Below are 18,704 nucleotides of genomic sequence, written 5' to 3'. Positions count from 1 at the left end.
CAATGAATATGGGAGCGAAACGTGTCTGAAGGCCCGCGGATTCAACAGGTCGAGACGATTCTGGTCGATCTGCCGACCATCCGCCCGCACCAGCTGGCGATGACGACCATGCACCGCCAGACGCTGATGATCGTGCGGCTGCATATGTCCGACGGCCTCGTCGGCACCGGCGAAGGCACCACGATCGGCGGCCTCGCCTATGGGCCCGAGAGCCCCGAAGGCATGAAGCTCGCGATCGACACCTATTTCGCGCCGATCCTGCTCGCCAGCGATCCCAATCGCGTCGCCAGGACGATGGCGAGCATCGCGACCTCGGTGCAAGGCAATCATTTCGCCAAAAGCGCCGTCGAGACGGCCCTGCTCGATGCTCTCGGCCAGCGCGTCGGCCTGCCGATCTCCGAACTGCTCGGCGGCCGCCAGCACGACCGCCTGCCGGTGGCCTGGACCCTCGCCAGCGGCGATACCGGGCGCGATATCGAGGAAGCCGAGGAGATGCTGGCGCGCCGCCGCCACAACATCTTCAAGCTCAAGATCGGCAAGGGCGACCCAGCCGCCAATGTTGCCCATGTCGCCGCGATCAAGCGGGCGCTCGGCCATCGCGCCTCGGTGCGGGTCGACATCAACCAGGCCTGGTCGGAAGCGACGGCCTCCGCCATGCTGCCGGCGCTGGCCGCAGCCGGCGTCGAGCTGATCGAGCAGCCGGTCGCGTTGCGCAATCTCGGCGCCCTTGCCCGGCTGGCCCGCGAGACGCCGGTCGCGATCATGGCGGACGAGGCGCTGAACGGCCCGGAAACCGCCTTCGCCATCGCGAGCCAGGCCGGCGCCGATGTCTTCGCGCTGAAGATCGAACAGTCCGGTGGCCTCTTCGCCGCGGCCAAGGTGGCGGCGATCGCCGAGGCGGCCGGTATCGGTCTCTATGGCGGAACCATGCTCGAAGGCGGCATCGGCACCGCTGCCTCGGCCCATCTGTTCTCGACCATCGGCAAGCTGGAATGGGGCACCGAACTGTTCGGCCCCTTGCTGCTCACCGAGGAGATTCTCGAAACGCCGCTCGACTATGCCGATTTCGGCCTCGCCGTGCCGACCGCGCCGGGCCTGGGCGTCACCCTGTCCGAGACCCAGCTGAACCGCTTCCGGCGCGACCGCGCCGAAGCTTCGCTCCATGTGCTGCCGCGCGCCAAGACGGGATCCTGAACCGATGATCTTTCAAGTGGAAATGGACGTCCGGATTCCGCACGACCTGCCGGCGGAGACGGCGAATGCGCTGAAGGCGGCGGAGCGCGAGCGCGCCCAGGAGCTGCAGCGGGCCGGCATCTGGCGCCACCTCTGGCGTCATGCCGGGCGCTATGCCAACACCAGCGTCTTCGATGTCGAGAGCCCGCAGGCCCTGCACGACATCCTCTCCGGCCTGCCCCTTTTCCCCTTCATGGACGTGAAGGTCACGGCGCTTTGCCGCCACCCTTCATCCGTCCGCGACGACGACCGCTAGGAACGCCGCGACCCGTTCGCGAATGCCCGCCAATCACCAAGAACGAGGAAACGCCATGCCCACCAATCTGATCTCCGACGCGGACAAGAAGAATCTCGCCAACAGTGCGGCCGGCATCGACAGCGACAAGGGCGACGCGCGCACCAAGGCCGTCACCGCCCAGCTGCTCTACCGACTCATGCAGGTGATCGACGAGTGCGACGTCTCGATGGACGAGTTCTGGGCCGCGGTCGCCTTCATCGGCAAGGCCGCGAAGAACGAGGAGCTCGGCCTACTGGTGCCCGGCACCGCGCTCGAACATTTCCTCGATCTGCGGCTCGACGAAGCCGAGCGGCTCGCCGGTCTCAATGGCGGCACGATGCGGACCATCGAGGGGCCACTCTATGTGCCGGACGCACCGCTCTCCAAGGGCGAAGCCCGCATGGATGATGGCACCGACCCCGGCGAGGTCTTCATCATCGAGGGCCAGGTTTCGGATGAGGACGGCAAGCCGATCGCCGGCGCGATCGTCGACATCTGGCACGCCAATTCCAAGGGCGGCTATTCCTTCATCGACGGCGAGCAGGCGCCCTATAATCTGCGCCGCCGCATCGAGACCGACGAGCAGGGCCGCTACCGCGCCCAGACCATCGTGCCGAACGGCTATGGCTGCCCGCCCGAGAGCGCGACGCGCCAGCTGATGACGGCGCTGGGCCGGCACGCGGAACGCCCGGCCCATGTCCATTACTTCATCTCGGCTCCGGGTCACCGCCAGCTGACGACGCAGTTCAACTTCACCGGCGACAAGTACCTGTACACGGACTTCGCCTTCGGCACCCGCGAGGAACTCGTCGTCACGCTCGACCGTGTCGTCGACGCCGACGCCATCCGCAATGCCGGACTCAACCGCCCGTTCGCCCGCACGACCTTCGATGTCGTGCTGACGAAGGAGCGCGCAGACGTGCCGCAGACCGTGGTCAGCCGCGCCCACGTCACGGCCGGCTGACGCCTCGCCCTCAGAGGCTGCGACGGAAGATACCAGCGGTGCGAGGGGCCAGCCCCTTTGCGCCGCGGGCCGCATGAGCAGCCCGGATACTTGCCTTCACGGCAGCCATTTCCCGGAGATCACGCCATGGCTCTGCAATCCCCCCGCGCCGGCCGGTTCGAAGGGCGCAGCTTCATCGTCACCGGCGCCGCGCAGGGCGTCGGCAAGCAGGTGGCGCTCGACGCGGCGGCCGAGGGCGCCAATCTGACGATCGTCGACCGCTCGGCCATCATCCAGGAAGTCGCGCAGGAGATCGCCTCGACCTACGGCGCCGGACGCGTCGTCGCGCTCGAAGAGGATCTCGAAAGCTACGCCGGGAACGAAAGGGTGATGGCACGCGCCAAGGAGAGTTTTGGCGCCATCGACGTGCTGGTGACGAATATCGGCGGCGCGATCTGGATGCGGCCTTTCCAGGAATTCGACGAAGGCCAGATCGTCGCGGAGATCAACCGCTCGCTGTTCCCGACGCTGTGGGGCTGCCGGGCGGTGCTGCCCTATATGCAGGCCCAGGGCCGCGGCGCCATCGTCAACGTCTCCTCGATCGCGACCAAGGGGATCAACCGCATTCCCTATTCGGCGGCCAAGGGCGGCGTGAACGCGCTGACGGCATCGCTCGCCTTCGAGCTCGCCGGCACGAACATCCGCGTCAATGCCGTAGCGCCCGGCGGGGTCACCGCCCCGCCGCGCCGGATCCCGCGTGGTACCGACGCTCAGACCGAGGCGGACAAGCAGTGGATGCAGGAGGTCGTCGACCAGACCCTGCGCGCCTCGCATCTCGGCCGGTACGGCGAGCTGAAGGAGATCGCCGCGGCGATCCTGTTCCTGGCTTCCGACGATGCGTCCTATATCAATGGAACCGTGCTGCCCGCCGGCGGCGGCGACCAGGGGTGACCGAGATCATGAGCAAGCGTCCCGTCGTCGTGGCCGTCGCCATCACCGGCTCCGTGCCGCGCAAGAAGGACAATCCCAGCCTGCCCGTGCTGCCCGCCGAGCAGATCGCCTCGACCCGCGCGGCTTTCGAGGCAGGCGCCAGCCTCGTCCACATCCATGTCCGCAATGACGACGAAACGCCCTCCTCCGATCCGGCGCGTTTCGCACAGGTCCAGGCCGGCATTCGCGAAGCCTGCCCCGGAATGATCATCCAGTTCTCGACCGGCGGCCGCGGACGCGATCCGGCGGCGCGCGGCCTTTCCCTGGTGCACCGTCCCGACATGGCCTCACTCTCGACCGGCTCGGTGAACTTCCCGACCATCGTCTACGAGAACCCGACGAGCCTGGTGAACGATCTGGCGGCGCGAATGCAGGAGCATGGCATCGCCCCCGAGATCGAGATCTTCGACCTCTCGCATATCCACGCCGCGCGCCGCCTCATCGATGAAGGACTGATCGGGCCGCGCCCGCACATCCAGTTCGTGATGGGCGTCAAGAATGCGATGCCGGCCGACGAGGTGCTGCTCGACATCCTGCTCGCCGAGACGAAGCGGGTCATTCCCGGCGCGAGCTGGACCGCCGCCGGCATCGGGCGCGAACAGATGCGGGTGATGGAGTGGGCGCTGGCCCGCGGCGCAAGTGCCGTCCGGACCGGGATGGAGGATAATATCCGCGCAGCCAAGGACCGGCTGGCCTCCGGCAATGCCGAGCTGGTCGAGATGGCGGTCGAGGCGATCGGCCGGCATGGCGCGCGCGCCGCGACGCCGGCAGAGGCGCGGGCGATCCTCAACCTTTCTCCAGCCTGACACTGGCCGAGCCAGCCTAGGCGGCCGGTGCTTGGGCGCCGGCTTCCGCGGCCCGGCGCAGGCGACGCCGGATCTTTGCAGAACTCACCTCGAGGACAGCCATGACGCGCAAAATCTACGACAGCCCGGGAGCCGCGCTGGACGGGCTGCTGTTCGACGGGATGACGATCATGTCGGGCGGCTTCGGCCTGTCCGGCAATCCCGAGAGCCTGATCCCGGAAGTCCGCCGCTCCGGTGTGAAGAACCTCACCGTGATCTCGAACAATGCCGGGGCCGACGGCTTCGGGCTGTGGATGCTGCTCGAGACGCGGCAGGTGAAGAAGATGATCGCGTCCTATGTCGGGGAGAACAAGCTGTTCGAGCAGCAATACCTTTCCGGTGAGCTCGAGCTCGAGCTCAACCCGCAGGGCACGCTGGCCGAGCGCATCCGCGCCGGCGGCGCCGGCATCCCGGCCTTCTACACCAGGACCGGGGTCGGCACCGTCGTCGCCGAGGGCAAGCCGGTCGAGGCATTCGAGGGGCAGCTCTATGTCCGTGAGACCTGGCTCAGGGCCGATCTCGCCATCATCAAGGCCTGGAAGGCCGATCCGGCCGGCAACCTCGTCTACCGGCGCACCGCCCGCAATTTCAACCCGAACATGGCGACCGCCGCGAAGGTGACGGTGGTCGAGGTCGAGGAGATCGTCGAAGCCGGCAGCCTCGATCCGGAAGCGATCCACACGCCCGGCATCTATGTCGACCGGATCGTCAAGAGCACGATCAACGAGAAGCGCATCGAGAAGCTGACCGAGCGCAAGAGGGAGGTGGTCTGATGGCCTGGACCCGCGAAGAGATGGCAGCACGCGCCGCGCGCGAGCTCAAGGACGGCTTCTATGTCAATCTCGGCATCGGCATCCCGACGCTGGTGGCGAACTACATTCCCGACGGCGTGAACGTCACGCTGCAATCCGAGAACGGCATGCTCGGAATGGGCCCGTTCCCTTATGAGGGCGAGGCCGACCCCGACCTGATCAATGCCGGCAAGCAGACGATCACGCTGCTGCCGACATCGAGCTTCTTCTCCTCGGCCGACTCATTCGCGATGATCCGCGGCGGCCATATCGACCTGACGATCCTCGGCGCGATGGAAGTCGCGGCCAATGGCGACATCGCCAACTGGACCATCCCCGGCAAGATGGTGAAGGGCATGGGCGGCGCCATGGACCTCGTCGCCGGCGTCAAGAAGGTCGTCGTCGTCATGGAGCACGCCAACAAGCATGGCGAATCCAAGGTGCTGGAGCGCTGCACCCTGCCGCTGACCGGCGCCGGCGTCGTCGACCTGATCGTCACAGATCTCTGCGTCATGGCCTGCGACAAGGCGAAGGGCGGCCTCACCCTGCTCGAGCTCGCCCCCGGCGTCACCCTCGACGAGGTCAGGGCGAAGACGGCGGCGACATTCGAGCACGCCTGAAGCCGGTCTTGCGACGGGCAAGGCAGATGGCGAGAGGCGGCCCAGCCTCTCGCACGACGCAGCCCGGACCAGAACGCCCTTACGGTCGGTCGGCCGCAGTATTGGCCGTCGCGGCGAAGTCGCCGAGCTCCTTCTGGAGGAAGGCGACGAAGGCGGGATCGTCGGCATAGGCGACATTGACGCGCATGCCGCCCAGGCCGGCATCGAGCTCGCCCGACCGCCTGTCGGGCAGGAAGACCGTGCCGGGCGCGATGAAGATGCCCTGCTCCGAGGCCCGGCGCGCCAGCGCGAGATCGTCCAACTGCGCGGGCAGGCCGACCCAGAGATAATAGCCGCCGCCCTGGCGCGCGAAGATCGGCAGGCCGAGACGGTCGAGGCTGGCGAAGGCGCTGCGCGTCGCCTTGCCGATCCGCTCGCCCAGGCGCTTGAGGTGGTGACGGTACTGGCCGCTGGCGATCAGGTCGCTGATCAGCCGCTCCAGATAGCCGGACGAGTTGACGACGGTCAGCATCTTCATGTCGCCGAGCGAGCGGGCGAGCGCCGGGCTCGCGGCGATGTAGCCGATGCGCAGGCTGGCCGAGAGCGTCTTGGAGAAGGTGCCGACATAGATGACGCGTTCGAGCTGATCGAGCGCGGCGAGCCGCGGCGCGCTCGCTGGCATCACATCGGCGAAGGGATCGTCCTCGACGATGATCAGGTCGTGATGCGCAGCGATCTGCAAAAGGCGATGGGCGACCGGCAGCGCGATCGAGCCACCGGTCGGATTATGCGCCAGCGACTGGGTGAAGAAGATCTTCGGCCGGTGCCGCGCGATCTGGGCTGAGAGATCGTCGAGATCCGGCCCGTCGGCAAGGCGCCGGACGCCGGCGATCTCGATCCGCCCGAGCTTCAGCTTGCCGAAGAGCGGGTAATAGCCGGGGCTGTCGACCAGCACGGTGTCGCCGGGCTGTAGTAGATGGCGAATGATCAGGTCGAGCGCGTGGTTGACGCCGAAGGTCATCAGGATCTGCGCCGGCGAGGCCTGGATCGAGCGCTCGGCCAGCATCAGCCCGATCTGGGCCCGCAGCGGACCATAGCCGACCGGATCGCCATAGCCGTGCTTGACCGGCAGATCGTCCTTGCCGCCGCGCAGGCGCAAGTGCCGGCCGAGTTCGGAATCCTCCATCCAGGAGGATGGCGGGCGCCCGTCGCCGACGCGGACGGGATGGACCTGGCAGAGCTGCTCGCGCAGCAGCGAGACGATGTCGATCGCCTCGGTCATGTGCGGCGGAGGCGCGTCGCTGGGACGGTGACCGGGTGCGCGGACGTAGAAGCCGGCGCCGCGCCGCGCCTCGAGCCGGCCGCTGGCGACGAGCCGGTCATAGACCTCGACCATGGTGTTCTTCGAGACGCCGTATTCGCCCGCGGCGCTCCGCAGCGAGGCCATGCGCCGTCCGGGCTGGAGCAGCCCCTCGTCGATCATCCGGCCGATGCGCGCGACGATCGCGCCGGTGCGGTTGCCTTCGGCCTGCTCGTCCATCGGACCTCGCATCTGTACCAGTAAATCGACTGGTACAGAGAATGGGACATTGCAGAAATTGTGCCTTGCCGCTCTTCCGCGATTGTCCGAGCTTGTCAATCGAAGAAGCGTCGATCTCCAACGCGGCGCAGCAAAAACCCCGGCTGGGGAGGAAACGACATGACGACGGCCCAGGCACGCGGCGATGCCGCGCGCGCAGTGAATTCGCGCATCGAGAATTATCGCAATCTGAGCTGCGCCGAGCGACTGTCCGAGGCCGTCGCTGCCGCCGGTCTCGCCGATGCCGACCGCGCCTTGCTGGCCCAGCCCGGCGGGCTGCCGCTCAATCTCGCCAATGGCATGATCGAGAACGTCGTCGGCACCTTCGAATTGCCGCTCGGCGTCGCCACCAACTTCACCGTCAACGGCAAGGACTACCTGATCCCGATGGCGGTGGAGGAACCCTCCGTCGTCGCCGCCGCCTCCTATATGGCACGCATTGCCCGCGGCACCGGCGGCTTCCGCACCTCGAGCGACCGGCCGATCATGCGGGCGCAGGTCCAGTTGCTGGGCATCGGCGATCCCGAAGGCGCGCGCCACAAGCTGCTGGCGGCGCAGGCCGAGATCGTCGCCGCCGCCAATGCCAAGGACAAGGTGCTGGTCTCGCTCGGCGGCGGTTGCCAGGGCATCGAGGTCCATGTCTTCCCGCAGACGCCGCGCGGACCGATCGTGGTGATGCACCTGCTCGTCGATGTCCGCGACGCGATGGGCGCCAACACCGTCAACACCATGGCCGAGACGGTGGCGCCGATCGTCGAGCGCATCACCGGCGGCACGGTGCGGTTGCGCATCCTGTCGAACCTCGCCGATCTCCGGCTGGCGCGGGCCACCGTCACCATTCCCGAGGCGGCGCTCGCGACCAAGGAGTTCTCCGGCCGGCGGATGATCGACGGCATGCTCGACGCCTATACCTTCGCGGCGATCGACCCCTACCGCGCCACCACCCACAACAAGGGCATCATGAACGGCATCGACCCCGTGGTTGTCGCGACCGGCAATGACTGGCGCGCCATCGAGGCCGGCGCCCATGCCTATGCCGCCCGCAGCGGCCGCTACACTTCGCTGACCACCTGGGAGGAGGACAAGGACGGCAATCTCGTCGGCTCGATCGAGATGCCGATGGCGCTCGGCCTGGTCGGCGGCGCCACCAAGACGCATCCGCTGGCGCAATGGTCGCTGCGCCTGCTCGGCGTCCAGTCGGCACAGGAGCTGGCGGAGGTCACCGTCGCGGTCGGCCTCGCCCAGAACATGGCGGCGCTGCGGGCGCTGGCGACCGAGGGCATCCAGCGCGGCCACATGGCGCTGCATGCACGCAACATCGCCATCGTCGCCGGGGCCGAGGGCGCCGAGATCGAGGCGATCGCCGCCGAGCTCGCCCGCACACACGATGTCCGCGTCGACCGCGCCCGCGAGCTGCTCGCCGAGCGCCGCAAGGGCGGCTGACCTTGCGCCCTATTCCCTTCAACTCTCACCACAGAACCGCATAAAGCGGACGACAACCGGAGGAACGCTGATGAACACCCTGATTTCGCGCCGCGCGCTGGGCGCCCTGCTGGTTTCGACCGGCATGGCGCTGTCGCTGCCGGCCTTCGCGCAAAACGAGATCAAGATCGGCTACAACGCCGACCAGTCGGCCTCCGGCGCCGCCGAGCTCGGACTCTCCGGCCTCTACGGCTTCCAGGCGGCGATCGAGGATTTGAACGCCCAAGGCGGCGTGCTCGGCCGCAAGGTCGTCGGCGTCGTCCGCGACGATGCCGGCGCGCCGCCGAAGTCGATCCAGAACATGAACGAGCTGATCGACAACGAGAAGGTCGCGGCCGTGGTCGGTCCGACCAACTCCGGCAACGCGCTCGCCTGGCTGCACATCCCGCAGCAGAAGAAAGTGCCGGTGGTCTCGCATGTCGCGACCGCGACCGACATCACCGCCCGCTATGCCAAGGAGCCGCAGAACTACATCTTCCGCGTCTCGATGGTCGACCGCGAGCAGCTCGCTCTGCTCGCTGCCTATGCGGTCAAGGCCTCGAAGACCAAGAATGTCGCGATCATCGCCGACACCACCGGCTACGGCCAAGCGGCGACCAAGGACTTGCAGGAGATCCTCGCCCTGCATGGCATCAAGCCGGTCGGCATCGAGAAGTTCGGGCCGAAGGACACCGACATGACCTCGCAGCTCGCCAAGCTGAAGGCGGCCGGCGCCGACATGATCATCACCGGCTCGCTCGCCGACGCGACCGCGCAGGTGCTGAAGAGCATGGAGAAGATGGACTACTACCCTGGCCTGCTCTCGACCTGGGGCTCGATCAACACGCCGCTGATCAACATCGCCGGCCCCAAGCTCGCCGAGAAGACGATCTTCGCGGCGTCGACCACCGAGGACGCCAGCGACCGCGCCGCGGCACTGCACAAGCGCCTGATGGCCAAGCACCCGAACATGCCGGCCTTCGTTTCGGCCGCGCAGGGCTATGACGCGGTGATGCTGATCGCCGCCGCGATAAAGCAGGCCGGCGGCACCGACGGGCCGAAGGTCCAGCAGGCGCTCGAAAACCTCGGCGCGGTCCAGGGCATCATCAAGAAATACGAGAAGCCCTTCAGCAAGGAGCAGCACGAGGCGCTCGGCGTCGCCGACTTCCACCTCGCGCAGTGGAAGGACGGCCGCGTGGTCAAGCTCGACGACGCCGTGGTCAAGGGCCTGACGGCGGCCGATCTGAAGCGCTGAGCCGCTCCAGCAGGCCTCCTCCGTCATGGTCGGGCTTGTCCCGACCATCCACGTCTTCGCTTCACTGATCACATGCGGTGTTCAAGACGTGGATGCTCGCCACAGGGGCGAGCATGACGGCGTGCGAGTGGAAACGGATTGGCTGGTGGCGACTCCAGGCGCTGGCCGCTCAAAATGATGGCGCAAACGACCTGAGTCGTGGCGGAGAGACGATGACGGCATTCCTTCAGGCTCTGGCCAGCGGTCTGGCGCTGGGCGCGATCTACGGATTGATCGCGCTCGGCTTCAACATCACCTACGCCACGACCAAGACTTTCAATTTCGGACAGGGCGCCTTCCTGGTGCCGGGCAGCCTGGTCGGCGTCTCGCTCTTGCTGCTGGCGGCGGGCAAGCCGCATTTCGGCAATCTCACCCAGGCCGAGATGACGATGACCGCCTATGTGCTGGCGACGATCGCCAGCGTCGTCGTGGTCGGCGCCATCGGCGTCGCGCTCTACTATTGCGCGATCAAGCCCTTTGTCGGGGCCGGCGGCCTGAACTGGGTGCTGAGCACGATCGGCTTCGGCATCATCATGCAGAACACCGCGCTGGCGATCTGGGGGCCGGCCTCGATCGCCGTGCCCTCGCCGCTCGGCAGCGATGTCTGGCGCATCGCCGGCGCCGGCATCCGGCCGCAGGAGGTGCTGATCGCGGTCGTCGCGGTCGCGGTCATGGTCGGGCTCGACATCGTCCTGCGCAAGACGCGCTTCGGCAAGGCACTGCGGGCCGTCGCCTTCAATCCGCAGGCGGCCGCGATCGTCGGCATCAATGTCGAGACGATCGTCATCCTCGCCTTCGTGATCTCCTCGGCGCTGGCCGGTCTCGCCGGCATCCTGATCGCGCCGATCACCACCGCCTCGGTTTTCATCGGGCTCGGCGTCGCGCTGAAGGCCTTCTCGGCTGCGATCGTCGGCGGGCTGACCAGCCCGCGCGGCTGCATGCTCGGCGGCTTCCTGCTCGGCGTGGTCGAGGCACTGGTCGGGCTCTGGCGCGCCGAGATGCGCGAGATCACCATCTTCCTGCTGATCATCATCGTATTGGTCGTCCGCCCGAGCGGGCTGATGGGTGCACGCAGCGTGGAGAAGATCTGATGCCGGCGCTCGGCCACGCCATCGGGGTGGCGGCGCTCGCGGCAGCGCTGGCGCTCGTTCCCTATCTCTCACTCAACGATTTCTACCTGCAGATCCTGTTCACGATCGGGGTGAACTATCTCGCCGCGGCGGGCCTCAACGTGCTCGTCGGCTATGCCGGGCAGAAATCGCTGGGGCATGCCGGGCTCTTCGCGGTCGGCGCCTATACGGCGGCGATCGCCAATATCGAATGGGGCATCAACCCCTGGCTGTCGCTCGTTCTGGCCTGCGTTTTCGGGGCGATCTTCGGCTTGGTCATCGCGATGCCGTCGGTGCGCGTCTCGGGTCCCAGCCTCGCCATGGTGACGATCGGCTTCGGCATCGTCGTCGAGAAGATCGTCACGGAGTGGACCGACATCTTCAAGGGCCAGGCCGGCTTCTACGGCATCAGCCCGCCCTCGCTCGGCGGGGTGAGCTTCACCAATCTGCACTGGGTCTGGTTCGTCGGGGCGCTGTGCATCGCGACGCATCTGATGCTGCGCTCGCTGCTCGCCGGCCGCTATGGCCGGGCCTTCCTCGCGGTGCAGATGGCCGAACCCGCGGCGCAGTCGGTCGGCATCTCCGTGGTACGCGCCAAGACGCTCGCCTTCGTGATCTCGGCCGTGACCTGCGCGCTCGCCGGCGCAGTGGTCGCCCAGCAGAACCAGTATTTCAACTCCGACTTCATCACCTTCAACCTGTCGATCCTGCTGCTGGTGGTGGTGATCTTCGGCGGCTCGGGCTCGCTCTACGGGCCGATCTTCGGCGCGGTGATCCTGACGCTGCTCGATGCCTGGCTGGCGCGCTGGCCGGCGTTGCAGCACTTCACCTACGGCGCGCTCCTGCTGTTCTCGCTCTATCTGATGCCGAACGGTATCGCCGGGGCGGTTTCCGGCCTCGCTGCGAGGTGGCGGCAGGGCAAGGTGCTCCCGCCTGCGGTCCCCGGCCACAGTGCTCTGGCGGCAACCTCGGCAGCGGCGGCGAGCGGCGAAATCCTCGTCGTCAAGGACCTCTACAAGGCCTATGGCGGCATCGTGCCGGTCCGCAACGTCTCCTTCGCGATCAGCGCCGGCAAGGTGCATGCGCTGATCGGCCCGAACGGGGCCGGCAAGACGACCCTGCTCAACCTGCTCTCCGGCCATGTCGCGCCCGATGGCGGCTCGATCCGCTTTGAGGGGCGCGAGACGGTCGGCCTGCCGGCGCATCGCGTCGCGGGGCTCGGCATCGCCCGGACCTTCCAGAACCTGAAGCTGTTCGGCGAGCTCTCGGCGCTCGACAACGTCCTGCTCGGCGCGCATCTGCATATCGAGACCGGTTTTGCGGCCTCCCTGCTCGGCCTGCCAGCGAGCCGCCGGACAGAGGCCAAGGCGCGCGCCGACGCGCTTGCACTGCTCACCGATCTCGGCCTCGGCGAGCGTGCTCATGAGCCGGCGAAAAGCCTGCCCTATGGCCTGCAGCGGCGGCTCGAGATCGCCCGCGCCCTCGCCTCGCAGCCGAAGCTCCTCCTGCTCGACGAGCCGGCCGCCGGCCTCAACCCGCAGGAAACCCATGAGCTCGGCGAGGTTATCCGCCGCATCCAGCAGGCCGGAGTCACCGTGCTGCTGATCGAACACCACATGGATCTCGTCATGGGCATCTCCCAGCATGTGCTGGTGCTCGACTACGGCGCGCTGATCGCCGAGGGACGGCCCGAGGCGATCCGCCGGGATCCCAAGGTCGTCGCCGCCTATCTCGGCGCCGAAGAGGACGAGGCCGCATGAGCATGCTCGCGATCGAAGGGCTGAAGGTCCGCTACGGCGCGGTCGAGGCGCTGAAGGGCATCTCGCTGCGGGTCGGGCAAGGCGAGGTGGTGACGCTGATCGGCGGCAACGGCGCCGGCAAGTCGACACTGATGCGGGCGATCGGAGGGCTGGTGAAGGTCGCCGGCGGCGCGATCCGCTTCGAAGGGCGCGACATCGCAGGCATCAAGGGCCATGAATGCGTCCGGCTCGGGATCGGCCACTCGCCGGAGGGGCGCATGGTCTTCGGCGACCAGAGCGTGCGCGACAATCTCGTGCTCGGCGCTTATGGCCGCAGAGACGAGGATGGCATAGAAGCCGATATCGAACGCTATTTCGGCATCTTCCCGCGGCTCGCCGAGCGGCAGGACCAGCTCGCCGGTACGCTGTCGGGCGGCGAGCAGCAGATGCTGGCGATCGCCCGCGCGCTGATGGCGCGGCCGAAGCTGCTCTTGCTCGACGAGCCCTCGCTCGGCCTCGCCCCGCTGATCGTCCGCGAGGTCTTCGCCGTGATCCGCCGGCTGCGCGAGGAAGGGATGACCATCCTCCTGGTCGAGCAGATGGCCAATCAGGCGCTCGCCGTCGCCGATCGGGCCTATGTCATCGAGACCGGCACGATCACGCTCGCAGGCACGGGCGCCGAGCTGCTGCGCGACGAGCGCGTCCGCTCCGCCTATCTCGGAGCCTGAGATGGCGGACCGCAAGGTCACCATCGTCGAGGTCGGCCCGCGCGACGGGCTGCAGAACGAGAAGACGCCGATCGCCACCACCGACAAGCTCGCGCTGATCGGCAGACTCGCGGAGGCCGGCCTCTCCCGCATCGAGGCGACGGCGTTCGTCTCGCCGCGCTGGGTGCCGCAGATGGCCGACCATGACGCGGTGATGCGCGGCGTCGACCGCCGGCCGGGTGTGACCTATTCGGCCCTGATTCCCAATGAGAAAGGCGCCGAGGCCGCGCTCGCTGCCGGCGCGCAGGCGCTGGCCGTGTTCACCGCGGCGTCGGAGAGCTTCTGCCGGAAGAACACCAATTGCTCGATCGCCGAGAGCATTGCGCGCTTCCGGCCGGTGATGGCGCTCGCACAACGCGCCGGCGTGCCGGTGCGCGGCTACGTCTCCTGCGCGCTCGACTGTCCCTATGAGGGCGAGATCGCGCCGGAGGCGGTCGCAGCGGTCACAGCCGACTTGCTCGCGCTCGGCTGCAACGAGATCGCGCTGTCGGACACGCTCGGGCGCGGCACTCCGGCGCGGACGCAGGCCATGGTCGAGGCGGCCTTGCGGCGCGGGCCGGCCGCCATGCTCGCCGGGCATTTCCACGACACCTCGGGCCAGGCGATCGCCAATGTCGAAGCAGCCTGGCAACTCGGCCTGCGCATCTTCGACGGCGCGGTGGGCGGGACCGGCGGCTGCCCCTATGCGCCCGGAGCCGCGGGCAATCTAGCGACCGAGCGCCTCGTCGCGCATTTCGAAGCCACCGGCGTTTCGACCGGCATCGACCTTTCGGCGCTTGAACAAGCGGGACGATGGATCGGAACGCGTCTGCGCCAGACCGCCCAATAGCAGGTCGGCGCTTCCCACTTCCGAAGGGCATTCCAACAGCGAACCCACTCGCCACTCTGACTACCCCTTCCGCGCACTATCTCGGCGCCCCGCGAACGTCGACGATTGTACCTAACGTCAACTGCGTGGGCTTCTTCAGTGTGTGCGGCGCCGATCGGGGGATCGGACAAGCAGTGGGTTGGGCAATGAGCTTGGCTGGGGGGACTTCCGAGCGTGGCCTGCGGGATCGGCCACTCGACATCAGACATCTGATCTTCGACGAGGCCGACGACCATCCTTCGGGAGCCAACGGCCTGCATCAGGTCGCGCGGCAGCTCGCGCTGGAACAGATCCATGCGGGGGACCGCTCGCGCCTGATCTTCCTCGCAGCTCCGGGGCGAGCGCCGGAGGTGCCTTCGGGGCTTCCGGCCCAGATCCTGCCGCTGCGGGGGCGCCAGGTCCTCGGGCGCCATATCGGGCTCGACCGCGACGTGCTGGAGGCGATCCTCGCCGAGAGCGGTCCTTCGACCTTCTATCACATTCACGGCGTCAGGCAGCCGCTGCTTCTGCCGATCTCGCGCGCCATGCGCCGGCGCCGTCTGCCCTTCGGCGTCACCGCCCATAGCCGCTTCGGCCACATCTACAGCCTGGATGGCAAGCTGGAGCGCCCGAGAGCCGTGCTTTACATCAAGCTCCTCGAGCAGTTTGCGCTAAACGCCGCACGCTTCGTGCATGCCCTGACGCCGCATGAAGCCGACGTCGTGCGCTGGCTGGTACCCGGCGCGAAGGTCGCGCTCCTGCCCAATGCCGTCTATTCGAGCAGCATCGACGGCATTCCGCAGGCTCCGACCGGCCGCAATCCGTCCCCGCAGTTTCCGACCTTCGGGTTCTTCGGGCGTCTGGCGATCGAACACAAGGGCCTCGATCTGCTGATCGCGGGGTTCGCACGCTATCGCCATTCCGGCGGCAAGGGTCGGCTCGCGCTGTTCGGCAGCGGGCAGACGCATCAGCAACTGACCGAGATGTGCGCTGCGCTCGGCGTCGCCGACATGTGCACGATCGAAGGGCCGCGCTTCGGGCAGGACAAGGTCGCGGCGGCAAGCGAGTGGGACTTCTATGTGGCGCCGTCGCGTTTCGACCATATGCCGCTGGCGCTGATGGAAGCCGGCCTCATGGGCCTGCCGCTCATCCTGTCGGAAGGAACCGGGCTGCTCGGCCAGGTCGAGGCGGGCGGTGCCGGGCTTGCCATCTCCGGTCTCAGCGCCGAATCCGTCGCGGAAGCAATGCACGCCGCGGAAAAGATCGGGCCCGCGCAATGGCGCACATTGTCGGAGAACGCCTATCGTGTCGCTCTGGCGACCGGGGACTGGACGACGATTGCCGCCTCCCTGCGCGATCTCTATTGCGGCGAGCCGGGAGCCGGAAACCCGCCAGCCCATTCTCAGCAACACCGGACGCACTAGAGAAGGGCATGGCAAAAACGGATTACCTCTCCTTTCAATTCATTATGGGTAGCTAATCCGTATTTTCCGTTACTCGTAAAAGCTATTTCGTTGATTGCCCTAAGTTTCCGTGAACTTATTCTGAGCGGGCGATATTACGTTCGCCATACTTGATCGTTCTTGAAAATTTAATTTCTGACCGGGAGGCGGGCATGCGGGTGCCGTTTTACCGTCATTCATTGCCGGCGAGCAGCGCAACACTGGTCGCTGAAGTTATCGAAAGCGGATTTCTGACGAGCGGACAGCGTTGTTCCCGGGTCGAGGAACAGCTTTGCGCCATTTTCGGGACTTCCCATGCAAAGCTGACCAGCAGCTGGACGCAGGGCGCAGTGGCCGTGCTCCTCGCCCTCGGAATCGGACCGGGCGATGAGGTGATCGTGCCGGCGATGACCTTCGTGGCGACGGCGAATGTCGTGAAGCAGGTCGGAGCAAGGCCGGTGTTCGTGGACGTCGAGCCCTCGACGCTCCTGATCGACATCGCCTTGGTCAAGGCCGCAGTCACGCCGCGGACCAGGGCGGTGATCCCGGTGCACCTCTATGGCCAGATGGTCGACATCCCCGCCCTGCGCCAAGCCTTGCGGCCGGAGATCAGGATCATCGAGGACGCCGCGCACTGCTTCGAAGGCACGCGCAACGGGCGCCGGCCGGGCCAGGACAGTGATGCCGCGATCTTCTCCTTCTATGCGACGAAGAACGTCACTTGCGGCGAGGGCGGCGCCGTGGTCACGAACGACGGGGAACTCGCCGCCAATCTGAAGGAGACGGTGCTGCACGGCATGTCGGCCGCCGCAGCCCAGCGCTTCTCGGGCGGGCGGTATCAGCACTGGGACGTCGCCCGGCTCGGTACCAAGGCCAATCTGCCTGACCTGCTGGCCGTGCTGCTCGAAGCCCAGTTCGATACCGTCGATGAGAGACTGGCGCGGCGCGAGGCCCTGGCACAGCGCTACGAGGACAGCCTCGCAGGAACGCCTTTGGGCGTCCCGACGATAGAGCCGGGCGTCATCTCGGCCCGCCATCTGTTCCCGATCCATGTGCCCGGCGGACAGCGCGACTGGGTGATGCGCACGCTCAACGACCAGGGCATCGGCGCGACGGTGAACTACCGCAGCGTGACCGAGCTCAGCCTGTATCGAAACGACCCCGCGGTCCAACGGCACGATTTCCCGGTCTCGCTCGATTGGGGCGAAGGCACGCTGTGCCTGCCGTTGTTCCCGACATTGACCGAGGAGGAGCAGGACTACGTCCTCAACGTGCTGCGCTACGAGGTCATCCCGTCCCTGGGTTCCCATGCAATCGAAGAGAGAGGAGTGGCGGCGCTATGAGCAAGACAGTTGCGGTGATCGGCGCCGGTGGCTACATCGGCTCCGTCCTCGTCGGCCGGTTGCTTGAGGCGGGATATCGCATCAGGGCGCTGGATCGCTTCTTCTTCGGCGTCGGCACGCTTGGCCGCTATGCCGGCCACCCGGCGCTCCATCTGAAGACGATCGACATCAGGGATCTCGGCGCGCGGGAGCTCGAAGGATGCTGGGGCGTCCTCGATCTCTCGGGCCTGTCGAACGACCCGGCAGCCGAGGTCGACCTCCAGCTGACCTGGGAAATCAACGAGAAGGGCAGGGTCGATCTGGCACGCAGCGCGCAGAGCGCCGGCGTCGAGCGCTACGTCTTCTCGGGATCATGCTCGGTCTATGGCGCAGGCGGAGATGCGGACCTCGCCGAGGACAGCGAGCTCAACCCGCTGACGGCCTATGCCCAGGCTGCGGCAAAGGCCGAGGAGGCCATCAGGGCGATGAACCGGCCGGGGTTCACCACCGTGGCGCTGCGCAATGCGACGGTATTCGGCCTGTCGCCGCGGATGCGCTTCGATCTCGTCGTCAACGTGATGGCCCTCAGCGCTTTCGAGCGCGGCCAGATCGTGGTGACCGGCGGCGGGCGGCAAAGGCGGCCGCTCGTGCATGTCCAGGACGCAGCCAGGGCCTTCATGTGCGCGCTGGAAGCGAACGCCGATGCTGTCGGCGGCGAGGTCTTCAATGTCGGCCTGGCGAATTTCCGCATGATCGAACTGAGCGAAGCGGTGAGAAGGGCGGTGCCGACGCCGGTGCAGGTCCAGTTCGCGCCCGGGGATGCCGACAAGCGCGACTACAGCGTCAATTTCGATAAGGCCAGAAAGGTTCTCGGCTTCTCCGCCTGCGTGGACATACCGGTCGGCGTGCGCGAGATTCATCGTGCGCTCGAGGCAGGTCAGGTCGAGCGCGGCCTCGTGACGAAGACGGTGGCCTGGTATCGCCACCTTATCAAGATGGCGCGCGTGCTGGATTATGGGCTGGTGGCGCGTACCGCCTCGCTACCGGTCGGGGAGGCAGCCCCGCTTGCCGCCCGTCAGGGTGAGCTGCAGGGTACGGGGCGCTCGGGCGTGGCTGCTGCGGTCAGAGAGACTGCGCCCGGCCGGGCTCTGCTGTCGATCGTCTCGATGATCGGCATGCTTTTCGGCCTCGAGACCGAGTACTCGGAGGAGTCGGCGGCACTCACCGATCGGGCGTCCAACCTGGCCCGCACCTTCGAGACGGTGATGGCCGTCGCAGCCTGATCCGGCCGGCGAGCCCGGGACGAGACAGAAAACAAAAAAACCGCCGCTTCGGATCCCAGAAGGATCTGAAGCGGCGGTTTTTTCAATTTCATCATTGTTTGGAGGGATATCCTTGACAGGCCCGGCGACGACCTACTCTCCCGGGTCTTGAGACACAGTACCATCAGCGCTGAGGAGTTTAAC

At 67.1% G+C, this 18,704-nt stretch carries 17 protein-coding genes; 16 read left to right on the top strand and 1 reads right to left on the bottom strand.

Annotated elements, in window-relative coordinates; all coding sequences use genetic code 11:
• Positions 1-21: 21 nt before the first annotated feature.
• From AC1REK_RS00085 to AC1REK_RS00055, 7 genes are all read left to right on the top strand, one after another.
• Positions 22-1,194 carry a muconate/chloromuconate family cycloisomerase gene (locus AC1REK_RS00085; protein WP_492267644.1) on the top strand — a complete coding sequence of 391 codons (1,173 nt, stop codon included), beginning with the start codon at positions 22-24 and terminating at the stop codon, positions 1,192-1,194.
• Positions 1,195-1,198: 4 nt separating this feature from the next.
• Positions 1,199-1,489, top strand: a complete 291-nt coding sequence (gene catC / locus AC1REK_RS00080; RefSeq protein WP_066476770.1) for a muconolactone Delta-isomerase — start codon at positions 1,199-1,201, stop codon at positions 1,487-1,489.
• Positions 1,490-1,544: 55 nt separating this feature from the next.
• Entirely contained in the window at positions 1,545-2,474 is a 930-nt protein-coding gene (locus AC1REK_RS00075; RefSeq protein WP_492267645.1) for a dioxygenase family protein, read from the top strand.
• Between the two features lie 126 nt (positions 2,475-2,600).
• Positions 2,601-3,404, top strand: coding sequence for a benzoate diol dehydrogenase BenD (gene benD, locus AC1REK_RS00070; RefSeq protein ID WP_492267646.1), 804 nt, complete (start codon positions 2,601-2,603; stop codon positions 3,402-3,404).
• A gap of 8 nt (positions 3,405-3,412) precedes the next feature.
• Positions 3,413-4,249, top strand: a complete 837-nt coding sequence (locus AC1REK_RS00065) for a 3-oxoadipate:acetyl-CoA acetyltransferase (RefSeq protein WP_492267647.1) — start codon at positions 3,413-3,415, stop codon at positions 4,247-4,249.
• Positions 4,250-4,350: 101 nt separating this feature from the next.
• Complete coding sequence (locus AC1REK_RS00060) at positions 4,351-5,061, top strand: CoA transferase subunit A (RefSeq protein WP_492267648.1); 711 nt, start codon at positions 4,351-4,353, stop codon at positions 5,059-5,061.
• Positions 5,061-5,699, top strand: a complete 639-nt coding sequence (locus tag AC1REK_RS00055) for a 3-oxoacid CoA-transferase subunit B (RefSeq protein ID WP_492267649.1) — start codon at positions 5,061-5,063, stop codon at positions 5,697-5,699. Before AC1REK_RS00060 ends, AC1REK_RS00055 begins: the two co-directional genes overlap by 1 nt.
• A 79-nt stretch (positions 5,700-5,778) precedes the next feature.
• Here the strand turns inward: AC1REK_RS00055 and AC1REK_RS00050 are convergent, their stop codons facing one another.
• Positions 5,779-7,218 (bottom strand): aminotransferase-like domain-containing protein, encoded by a 1,440-nt coding sequence (locus AC1REK_RS00050; protein WP_492267650.1) that lies wholly within the window; start codon positions 7,216-7,218, stop codon positions 5,779-5,781.
• Positions 7,219-7,377: 159 nt separating this feature from the next.
• Between AC1REK_RS00050 and AC1REK_RS00045 the strand changes: the two genes are divergently transcribed.
• The 9 genes from AC1REK_RS00045 to AC1REK_RS00005 all read left to right on the top strand — a co-directional run bounded on the left by AC1REK_RS00045 (position 7,378) and on the right by AC1REK_RS00005 (position 18,521).
• Entirely contained in the window at positions 7,378-8,700 is a 1,323-nt protein-coding gene (locus tag AC1REK_RS00045; RefSeq protein ID WP_327522593.1) for a hydroxymethylglutaryl-CoA reductase, degradative, read from the top strand.
• 70 nt (positions 8,701-8,770) lie between these two features.
• Positions 8,771-9,973, top strand: a complete 1,203-nt coding sequence (locus AC1REK_RS00040) for an ABC transporter substrate-binding protein (RefSeq protein WP_492267651.1) — start codon at positions 8,771-8,773, stop codon at positions 9,971-9,973.
• Between the two features lie 212 nt (positions 9,974-10,185).
• Entirely contained in the window at positions 10,186-11,103 is a 918-nt protein-coding gene (locus tag AC1REK_RS00035) for a branched-chain amino acid ABC transporter permease (protein ID WP_291640011.1), read from the top strand.
• Positions 11,103-12,881 carry a branched-chain amino acid ABC transporter ATP-binding protein/permease gene (locus tag AC1REK_RS00030; protein ID WP_492267652.1) on the top strand — a complete coding sequence of 593 codons (1,779 nt, stop codon included), beginning with the start codon at positions 11,103-11,105 and terminating at the stop codon, positions 12,879-12,881. The genes AC1REK_RS00035 and AC1REK_RS00030 overlap by 1 nt, the downstream gene beginning before the upstream one ends.
• 2 nt (positions 12,882-12,883) lie before the next feature.
• Positions 12,884-13,588: an ABC transporter ATP-binding protein gene (locus tag AC1REK_RS00025; RefSeq protein WP_492267679.1), complete on the top strand. Its 705-nt coding sequence runs from the start codon at positions 12,884-12,886 to the stop codon at positions 13,586-13,588.
• A gap of 1 nt (position 13,589) precedes the next feature.
• A complete protein-coding gene (locus AC1REK_RS00020) occupies positions 13,590-14,456 on the top strand; it encodes a hydroxymethylglutaryl-CoA lyase (RefSeq protein ID WP_492267653.1) in 867 nt (288 codons plus the stop codon).
• On the top strand, positions 14,420-15,898 hold the full coding sequence (locus AC1REK_RS00015) for a glycosyltransferase (protein ID WP_492267654.1): 1,479 nt from the start codon (positions 14,420-14,422) through the stop codon (positions 15,896-15,898). Before AC1REK_RS00020 ends, AC1REK_RS00015 begins: the two co-directional genes overlap by 37 nt.
• Positions 15,899-16,047: 149 nt before the next feature.
• Complete coding sequence (locus tag AC1REK_RS00010; RefSeq protein ID WP_492267655.1) at positions 16,048-17,259, top strand: DegT/DnrJ/EryC1/StrS family aminotransferase; 1,212 nt, start codon at positions 16,048-16,050, stop codon at positions 17,257-17,259.
• Positions 17,256-18,521 carry an NAD-dependent epimerase/dehydratase family protein gene (locus AC1REK_RS00005; protein ID WP_492267656.1) on the top strand — a complete coding sequence of 422 codons (1,266 nt, stop codon included), beginning with the start codon at positions 17,256-17,258 and terminating at the stop codon, positions 18,519-18,521. The genes AC1REK_RS00010 and AC1REK_RS00005 overlap by 4 nt, the downstream gene beginning before the upstream one ends.
• The last annotated feature ends 183 nt before the right edge of the window (positions 18,522-18,704 follow it).

This window comes from Allobosea sp. GW823-FHT02B03, from assembly GCF_058797755.1.
The sequence above is the reverse complement of the archived record's forward strand: the minus strand, read 5'-3'. Positions and strand labels throughout refer to the sequence as shown.

What these genes read in the sequence shown, in the direction of transcription:
- AC1REK_RS00005 (WP_492267656.1), top strand. Translation starts at nt 17,256, where the DNA reads ATGAGCAAGACAGTTGCGGTGATCGGCGCCGGTGGCTACATCGGCTCC.
- AC1REK_RS00030 (WP_492267652.1), top strand. Translation starts at nt 11,103, where the DNA reads ATGCCGGCGCTCGGCCACGCCATCGGGGTGGCGGCGCTCGCGGCAGCG.
- AC1REK_RS00040 (WP_492267651.1), top strand. Translation starts at nt 8,771, where the DNA reads ATGAACACCCTGATTTCGCGCCGCGCGCTGGGCGCCCTGCTGGTTTCG.
- AC1REK_RS00055 (WP_492267649.1), top strand. Translation starts at nt 5,061, where the DNA reads ATGGCCTGGACCCGCGAAGAGATGGCAGCACGCGCCGCGCGCGAGCTC.
- AC1REK_RS00015 (WP_492267654.1), top strand. Translation starts at nt 14,420, where the DNA reads ATGGATCGGAACGCGTCTGCGCCAGACCGCCCAATAGCAGGTCGGCGC.
- AC1REK_RS00045 (WP_327522593.1), top strand. Translation starts at nt 7,378, where the DNA reads ATGACGACGGCCCAGGCACGCGGCGATGCCGCGCGCGCAGTGAATTCG.
- AC1REK_RS00025 (WP_492267679.1), top strand. Translation starts at nt 12,884, where the DNA reads ATGCTCGCGATCGAAGGGCTGAAGGTCCGCTACGGCGCGGTCGAGGCG.
- AC1REK_RS00020 (WP_492267653.1), top strand. Translation starts at nt 13,590, where the DNA reads ATGGCGGACCGCAAGGTCACCATCGTCGAGGTCGGCCCGCGCGACGGG.
- benD (WP_492267646.1), top strand. Translation starts at nt 2,601, where the DNA reads ATGGCTCTGCAATCCCCCCGCGCCGGCCGGTTCGAAGGGCGCAGCTTC.
- AC1REK_RS00035 (WP_291640011.1), top strand. Translation starts at nt 10,186, where the DNA reads ATGACGGCATTCCTTCAGGCTCTGGCCAGCGGTCTGGCGCTGGGCGCG.
- AC1REK_RS00065 (WP_492267647.1), top strand. Translation starts at nt 3,413, where the DNA reads ATGAGCAAGCGTCCCGTCGTCGTGGCCGTCGCCATCACCGGCTCCGTG.
- catC (WP_066476770.1), top strand. Translation starts at nt 1,199, where the DNA reads ATGATCTTTCAAGTGGAAATGGACGTCCGGATTCCGCACGACCTGCCG.
- AC1REK_RS00075 (WP_492267645.1), top strand. Translation starts at nt 1,545, where the DNA reads ATGCCCACCAATCTGATCTCCGACGCGGACAAGAAGAATCTCGCCAAC.
- AC1REK_RS00060 (WP_492267648.1), top strand. Translation starts at nt 4,351, where the DNA reads ATGACGCGCAAAATCTACGACAGCCCGGGAGCCGCGCTGGACGGGCTG.
- AC1REK_RS00050 (WP_492267650.1), bottom strand. Translation starts at nt 7,218, where the DNA reads ATGGACGAGCAGGCCGAAGGCAACCGCACCGGCGCGATCGTCGCGCGC.